General features: G+C 72.3%; 7 protein-coding genes. 4 read left to right on the top strand and 3 right to left on the bottom strand.

The genetic code is table 11. The features are described from left to right. Nucleotides 1-38: 38 nt before the first annotated feature. From BFF77_RS26090 to BFF77_RS26080, 3 genes are all read right to left on the bottom strand, one after another. On the bottom strand, nucleotides 39-602 hold the full coding sequence (locus BFF77_RS26090; RefSeq protein WP_066954225.1) for a hypothetical protein: 564 nt from the start codon (nucleotides 600-602) through the stop codon (nucleotides 39-41). 224 nt (nucleotides 603-826) lie between these two features. After that, on the bottom strand, nucleotides 827-1,663 hold the full coding sequence (locus tag BFF77_RS26085) for a MurR/RpiR family transcriptional regulator (RefSeq protein WP_066954222.1): 837 nt from the start codon (nucleotides 1,661-1,663) through the stop codon (nucleotides 827-829). Next, on the bottom strand, nucleotides 1,660-3,369 hold the full coding sequence (locus tag BFF77_RS26080) for an aromatic amino acid ammonia-lyase (RefSeq protein ID WP_211280314.1): 1,710 nt from the start codon (nucleotides 3,367-3,369) through the stop codon (nucleotides 1,660-1,662). The genes BFF77_RS26085 and BFF77_RS26080 overlap by 4 nt, the downstream gene beginning before the upstream one ends. A 141-nt stretch (nucleotides 3,370-3,510) precedes the next feature. Between BFF77_RS26080 and BFF77_RS26075 the strand changes: the two genes are divergently transcribed. The 4 genes from BFF77_RS26075 to BFF77_RS26060 form a co-directional block, all read left to right on the top strand. Next, entirely contained in the window at nucleotides 3,511-4,794 is a 1,284-nt protein-coding gene (locus tag BFF77_RS26075; RefSeq protein ID WP_066954219.1) for an ABC transporter ATP-binding protein, read from the top strand. Next, nucleotides 4,791-5,471 carry an ABC transporter permease gene (locus tag BFF77_RS26070; protein ID WP_066954216.1) on the top strand — a complete coding sequence of 227 codons (681 nt, stop codon included), beginning with the start codon at nucleotides 4,791-4,793 and terminating at the stop codon, nucleotides 5,469-5,471. Before BFF77_RS26075 ends, BFF77_RS26070 begins: the two co-directional genes overlap by 4 nt. 6 nt (nucleotides 5,472-5,477) lie before the next feature. Further along, nucleotides 5,478-6,143 (top strand): ABC transporter permease, encoded by a 666-nt coding sequence (locus BFF77_RS26065; RefSeq protein ID WP_066954213.1) that lies wholly within the window; start codon nucleotides 5,478-5,480, stop codon nucleotides 6,141-6,143. A 13-nt stretch (nucleotides 6,144-6,156) separates the two neighbouring features. Then, nucleotides 6,157-7,132 (top strand): ABC transporter substrate-binding protein (locus BFF77_RS26060; RefSeq protein WP_066954210.1); only part of this gene is annotated, 976 nt, incomplete at its 3' end.

Here is a 7,132-nt window from a genome sequence, read left to right as displayed (position 1 = left end):
GGCCCGGCCGCGGCCCGGCCGCCCCGAACGCCCCCGGCTCAGCGGCGGCGGGCTCCACCCGGTCGCGCGTCGCCCGCGGCGACGCCCGTCGTGCGGAAGCCCTTCACCTGCTTGCCGACGGGCCGGCCGGAGCCGGCCCAGTCGGTGCGGACCCAAAGCAGTTCGTCCTCGCGGCGCTCACGCCGTCCCAGCCAGACGGCCTTGAGCCACAGACCGGCTCCCGCGCCCGCCAGAGCGAGGCCGCCCGCGGCGGGCAGCGCCGGCGAACCGGCCACCGCCACGAGGAAGGCGGCCAGCAGCCACCAGCGGTGCGCGCGCCGCCAGCTCCGGGTGGTCACACGCCGGTCCTGGAGATGGTCGTACCGCCCGGCCCGCTCCGCCCGTTCCGCCCACGCGCTGTACCGGCGACGCCGCACGAGAGCGACAGCGGCGGCACACACCACGAAGAGCGCCGCGCCCGCATAGACACCGATCCTGCGACCGGTCAGTCCGGGCAGCAGGATCCCGATGGCGGTGGCGAGCACTCCCAGCCACCACAGCGGGACCGCGCCGGCCCGTACGATCACTGCCACCCGTGCCAGAGACTGCCCTCCGCGCCCCACTGTCCGCCTCCTCGTCCCGGTGAGTTTGGCGGGCAGATTAGTGGCGTTCTCTGAACTTTTCCTGAGAACGGCACGATCCGCGGAATCGGCGGGACGAAAGCCTCCCGGCCGGAAGCGCGCCGACCGCCCGCCCGACCGACCGGCCGGAGGCGGGCCGCCCGGCCGGAAGCGGGCCGCCGTCCGGAAGCGGGCCGCCGTCCGGAAGCGGGCCGCCCGCCGCCCGGCTATTCGACGAACAGCCCGCGCGCCGCCGCCCGCGCGTCGAACTCCTCCAGCCGCGCCTGCGCCTCCGGCAGACCGTCGCACATCGCCTCCAGCAGCATCCGGCCCACCAGCATCGGCGCACACGCCGTGTCGAAGGCGAGGCCGGTCCCGACGGCCGCCGGAATCAGCAGATCGCTGTGCTTGGCGACGGGCGCGAACGCGGAGTCGGCGACCGTCACCACCGTCAGCCCGGCCGAGCGCGCGTACGCCAGCGTCTCCACGACCTCCTTCGGATGGCGCGGCAGCGCGAAGCAGAGCAGCGTGCTCGCGCCCGCGTGCCGGGCGGTGTCGACCCGGTCGGCGAGCATCGTGCCGCCCTCGTCGAGCAGCCGTACGTCCGGATGGACCTTGGCCGCGAAGTAGGCGAAGCCGCGCGCCTGCGAGGAGGCGGCGCGCAGACCCAGCACCGGCAGCGGACGGGAGGCGGCGAGCAGCCGGCCCGCGCGTTCGACCGGCTCCGGGTCGGCGAGCAGTTCCGCGAGCTGCCGCAGATTCTCGATCTCGCCGCGTACGGCCTGCTGGTACTCGTTGAGGCTGGTCCCGCCCTCCACGGGAGCGCCGGGGGCGACCTCCCGCAGATGGCGGCGCAGGGCCGGATAGCCGTCGAAGCCGAGCGCCACGGCGAAGCGGGTGACGGACGGCTGGCTGACTCCGGCCAGTTCGGCCAGTTCGACGCTGGACAGGAACGGCGCGTCCCCGGCCCGGCGCACCATGCTGTGCGCGATGCGCCGCTGGGTGGGGGTCAGCCGGTGGCCCTCGAAGAGCTGCTGGAGTCGGGCGGCAGGGCTGTCGCTCATGCGATCCCCCTTGTCTGATCCGTCGGATCTGTCTGATCGTTGCGCGTGCGGGTGGTGGAGATGAAGGCGGAGGCGTCGGGAGCGGCCTGGACGGGATCGGCGGCGGCCAGTTCCGTGAAACGGTCGAGCAGCGCGGCGGCCGCCGTCACATCATCGGTCAGCGGACGGTCGCCGGTCTCCTCGTCGAGTACGGTCTCGGCCAGCTCGAAGGCCCGCCCGACGGGAAGTCCGGGCTCGGGACGCAGTCCGCGCTGGCGCAGGGCCCGTACGGCGGCGACGAGTTCACAGCCGACGACCAGGCGGTACGCGCTGCCCGCGCGCAGTGTCTGACGCGCCGCCAGCGACGCGAAACTGGCCTGCTCCTCCACGCCTCGGGACAGTACCGCGTGGCCCAGCGAGGCGGGCGCCGAGTAGGCCCGCAGATCACCGAGGGCGGCTCCGGCGGCGTACTCCAGGATCATCACACCGGAGCTGGCGGGCTCGCCGTCGGCGAGGAAGGGCCGCAGCCGGGTGAACGCGGGCTCGTTGAGCGCGGAGAGCCGGGAGGTGGACAGCCGCGCCGTCTGCACCAGCGAGAGCCTGAAGTGGTCCAGCGCGAGGGCGAGTTGGGCGAGATAGAAACCGCCGTGGTGGTAGGCGGCGGGCACCGGGTCGGCCTCCGTCCCCGGGCTGATCAGCGGATTCTCGGCGGCGGCGTTGATCTCGACGGCGAGTGTGTTCTCCAGCGCGTCGGCTGCGTCGCGCGCCGGGCCGTGTATCTGCGGGACACAGCGGAAGCCGTACGGGTCCTGGATCCGGCCGAGCGGCGGCCCCGGCCGCTCCGGAGCGCCGAGGAAGCGCCGCATGTCGGCGGCGACGGCGTAGGAACCGGGGTGCCGGCGCGCGGCGTGCACGGGCTCCGCGTACGCCTCGTACGAGCCGTCGACGGCCAGCAGGGAGAGCGCGGCCACCAGCTCGGTCGCGGCGACGAGCCGGCGCAACTCGTCCAGCGCGAGGGCGGACTGACCGAGCGTCAGGGCATTGCTGCTGATCAGGGCGAGGGCGTCGTTGTTGTCGAGGGCCTGGGCCTCGGGAACCCGGCCGCCGCCCTCCCCCGCGCCCCTTCCCGTGCCCTCTCCCGCGCCGTCCCCGGGGTGTTCCCAGGCGTGTTCCCAAGGGTGTTCCCCGGCGAGGGCGAGGCCCATCTGCGCGAGGGCAGCGATGTCGCCCGTACCGACCGAACCGTATTCGTTGACGACGGGGTACGCACCGGACTCCAGCGCCTCGCAGAGCGCGGTGACGACACTCGGGCGCAGCCCCGCGCCGCCGGCGAGCAGCTGATTGGCGCGCACGGCGAGCATGGCCCGGACCTGACGGGCGGGCAGCGGATCACCGATGGCGCCGGCATGGCTGCGCAGCAGCCGCAGCCCGTGGTCGGCGGCGGCCTCGGTGGGCACGGCCTCGGTGCGGTTGGCGCCGACTCCGGTGGAGCGTCCGTACACCCGGCCCGATCCCGCGAGCTCGCGGGCGAGGTGCCAGCTCCGCTCGACGCGCTTCATCGCCTCGGTCCCGGGTACGGGACGTGCGGCGCCGTCCGCGAGCCGGACCACATCGGCGACCGGAAGGCTCTGTCCGTCCAGTACGACGAGGGACGTGCTCGCCGGTGTGGTCGCGACCGTGCTCGTGGGTGTTCCCGCGCCCGCCGGGTCCACCATGTGGGACGACATCATGCGCGAACGCCTCCATTCCAGACGTTACGTCTCACCCCGCGACCACCCGTAACCAGTGATTTACGCCAGGGCATTGACAATCTATTCAGCCACCAAGAACTCTGCATGACTATATGCAGGCCGGGCAAGGGACGACTGATGATCAGATTCGACGCGGTGAACAAACGCTTCCCCAACGGCACCACAGCGGTACACGACCTCACTCTGGAGATGCCGGAGGGCGGTGTCACCGTCCTGGTCGGCTCCTCCGGATGCGGTAAGACCACCACTCTCCGCATGATCAACCGGATGGTCGAACCCACCTCGGGCACCATCCGGCTGGGCGGCAAGGACGTCCTGACGCAGGACGCCGCCGACCTGCGGCGCGGTATCGGCTATGTCATCCAGCAGTCCGGGCTCTTCCCGCACCGTACGGTCCTCGACAACATCGCGACCGTGCCGCTGCTGCTGGGCTGGGGCCGGCGCAAGGCCCGTACGCGCGCGGCGGAGCTGCTGGAGACCGTGGGACTGACGGCGGAGGCGGGCAGGCGCTATCCGCACCAGCTCTCCGGCGGCCAGCAGCAGCGTGTCGGGGTGGCCAGGGCGCTGGCGGCGGATCCCCCGGTGCTGCTGATGGACGAGCCGTTCGGCGCGGTCGACCCGGTGGTGCGGACACAGCTCCAGGACGAGCTGCTCCGTCTCCAGAAGGATCTGAACAAGACCATCGTCTTCGTCACCCACGACATCGACGAGGCGGTACGGCTCGGCGACCGGATCGCCGTCTTCCGTACGGGCGGCCATCTGGTGCAGTGCGCCGCGCCGGCCGAGCTGCTGGCCCGCCCGGCGGACGGATTCGTCGCCGGTTTCCTCGGCGCGGAGCGCGAGCTGAAGCTGCTGTCGCTGACGACGCTCGCCGAGGTTCCGGTGGAGCGGGCGCGGGTGGTACGGGAGGGCGAGGCGCCGCCGCGCGCGGGCGACGGCGGGCCGTGTCTGGTGGTGTCGGCGAGGAACGAACCGCTGGGCTGGCTCGACCCGGAGCCGGGCGCCCCGGAGGTGCCGTCGCCGGTACGGCCGCTGCGCGACACGGACTCGCTGCTCGCGGCGCTGAACGAGTCGATCGCGTCGCCGACGGGTCTGATAGTCCGGGTGGACGCCGAGGGCGCGCTCACGGGAGTCACCGCCCGGGAGACGATCCACGAGCACGCGGGCCGCAGACACCAGGAGGCGGCGCGGGCGGCCCGGAAAGCCCAGGAAGCCCGGGAAGGGAACGGCCGGCAAGACCAGGGAGAGGAAACCCGGGAGGGCGGAGAAGGCCCGGAAGCCCGGGAGCACCGGGAAGCAGGCTCGCGGAAGTCCGCCGACGCCGTGCCCCCGAGCCCCGCCGCACCCGCCGCGAGCGCGCCGGGGACCAGCACGCCGAAGACACCGGGCGGAGCCGGATGACCGTCGAATGGGCATGGATCTCCGACCACGCGGGCGATCTCACCACCCTCACGCTCTCCCATCTCCAGGCCGCGCTCACCGCCGTCCTCCTCGGTCTGCTGATCTCCCTCCCCCTCGCGGTGCTCGCGCACCGGGTGCGCCCGCTGCGCGGCTTCCTCCTCGGGCTCTCCAACGTCCTGTTCACGATCCCGTCCATCGCGGTCTTCGTCCTGCTGCTGCCCGTCTCCGGGCTGACCAGGACCACCACCGTCATCGGTCTGACGGTCTACACGCTCGTCGTGCTGCTGCGGAACACGGTCGAGGGGCTCGACTCCGTACCCGCCAAGGCCCGTGAGGCCGCCGTGGCCATGGGCACCCGCCCGCTGCGTACGCTCCTCACCGTCGAGCTGCCGCTCGCGCTCCCGGTGATCATGGCCGGGGTACGGATCGCCACCGTCATGTCGATCTCACTCGTCAGTGTCGCCACGTACATCGGGGACGGCGGCCTCGGCCAGCTCTTCACCGACGGCTTCCAGCGCGACTTCCCCACCCCGGTGGCGGCGGGCATCGTACTGACGCTGCTGCTCGCGCTGGTCGCGGACGCGCTGCTGGTGGCCGTGCAGTACGTCCTCACCCCCTGGACGAGGGACCGGCACCGGCGGCCCGGTCAGCAGCGCCGTACGCGCGGAAGGGCCTGACCCGCCATGTACGAACTCTTCAAGGACCTGGGCTCCTGGCTGGTCTCGGGCGAGCAGTGGACGGGAGCCGACGGCATCGGGCACCGGCTCGCCGAACACCTCCAGTACTCCCTGCTCGCCACCCTGATCGCCGCCGTGATCGCGCTGCCGCTCGGACTGCTGATCGGGCACACGGGCCGGGGCGCGTTCGTCGCCGTCAATCTCGTCTCGTTCGGCCGGGCGCTGCCCACGGTCGGTCTGGTCGTGCTGGTCTTCCTGGCGAGCGGTCTCTCCATGACGCCGGTGTACGTGGCGCTGGTCGCCCTCGCCGTGCCGGCCATCGTGACCAATACGTACGCGGGGATGAACGCCGTCGATCCGGAGGTGAAGGACGCGGCCAGGGGCCAGGGCATGCGCGGCCATCAGGTGCTGTTCCAGGTCGAGATCCCGCTGGCGCTTCCGCTGATCATGACCGGGCTGAGGCTCGCGCTGATCCAGGTGGTGGCCACGGCGACCATCGCCGCGTACGTCAGCTTCGGCGGACTCGGCCGGTATGTCTTCGACGGTCTGGCCCAGCGCGACCTCGTCCAGGTGCTGGGCGGCGCGGTGCTGGTGGCGGTCGTCGCCGTCGTCCTCGATCTGGCGCTGTCCGGACTCCAGCGCGTCCTGTTCCGCCGTCGCACCGCCGCCTAGGGAGACAACTCCGATGACCTCACCGAAGACCTCGCCGAGCGCCTCCGCGCGCACCTCGGCGAAGAGCCGCAGGACCGTACTGGCGGGCCTGCTCGCCGGGGCCTCCGTCCCCGTACTGGCCGCGTGCAGCACCGGCATCACCTCCCTGGACGGTCAGGGCACCGGCGGCGGCGCGGGAGGGGGCTCCAGCGCGGGCGGCATCACGATCGGCACGGCCAACTTCACCGAGAACCAGATCCTCGGCCATCTCTACGCGGTCGTCCTCGAAGCCGTCGGCGTGAGGACCACCGTCCGCGCCAATCTCGGCACCCGCGAGATCCTCATCCCGGCTCTCAAGGGCGGCGACATCGATCTGCTCCCGGAGTACCAGGGCGCGCTGCTCCACTATCTCGACGCGAAGGCGACCGCCACGGAGGAGGGCGAGATGCAGAACGCCCTCGCCATGGCGCTCCCGGCGGGCCTCCAGGTCCTCCCGTACGGACAGGCCGAGGACTCGGACGCCTTCGCCGTCACGCGCGAGACCGCCGACAGATACGGCCTCACGACGCTGGCGGACCTGAGGAAGCGGAACGGCGAGCTGGTCATCGGGGCCGCGCCCGAGGTGAAGAAGCGGGTGGTCGGCGTCATCGGGCTCAAGGAGGTGTACGGCGTGGAGTTCAAGGAGTTCAAGTCGCTGGACTCCTCGGGCCCGCTGGTCAAGGGAGCCCTGAAGAAGGGCGACGTGGACGTCGCGAACCTCTTCACCACGGACACGGACATCGCCGCCGAGGGCTGGGTGGTCCTCGCCGACCCCAAGAACCTCGTCCCCGGCCAGCACATCGTCCCTCTGATCGCCGACCGCAAGGCCGACTCGACGGTCCGCAAGGCCCTGGCCCGCCTCGGCAACGCCCTGACGACGGAGGCCCTCACCGAACTCAACCGGCAGGTGGACAAGGACAAGAAGGACCCGGACGAGGTGGCCCGCGCCTGGGCCACCTCGTCCGGGTCCT

This window comes from Streptomyces lushanensis (genome assembly GCF_001700515.1).
Lineage (GTDB): Bacteria > Actinomycetota > Actinomycetes > Streptomycetales > Streptomycetaceae > Streptomyces > Streptomyces lushanensis.
The sequence above is the reverse complement of the archived record's forward strand: the minus strand, read 5'-3'. Positions and strand labels throughout refer to the sequence as shown.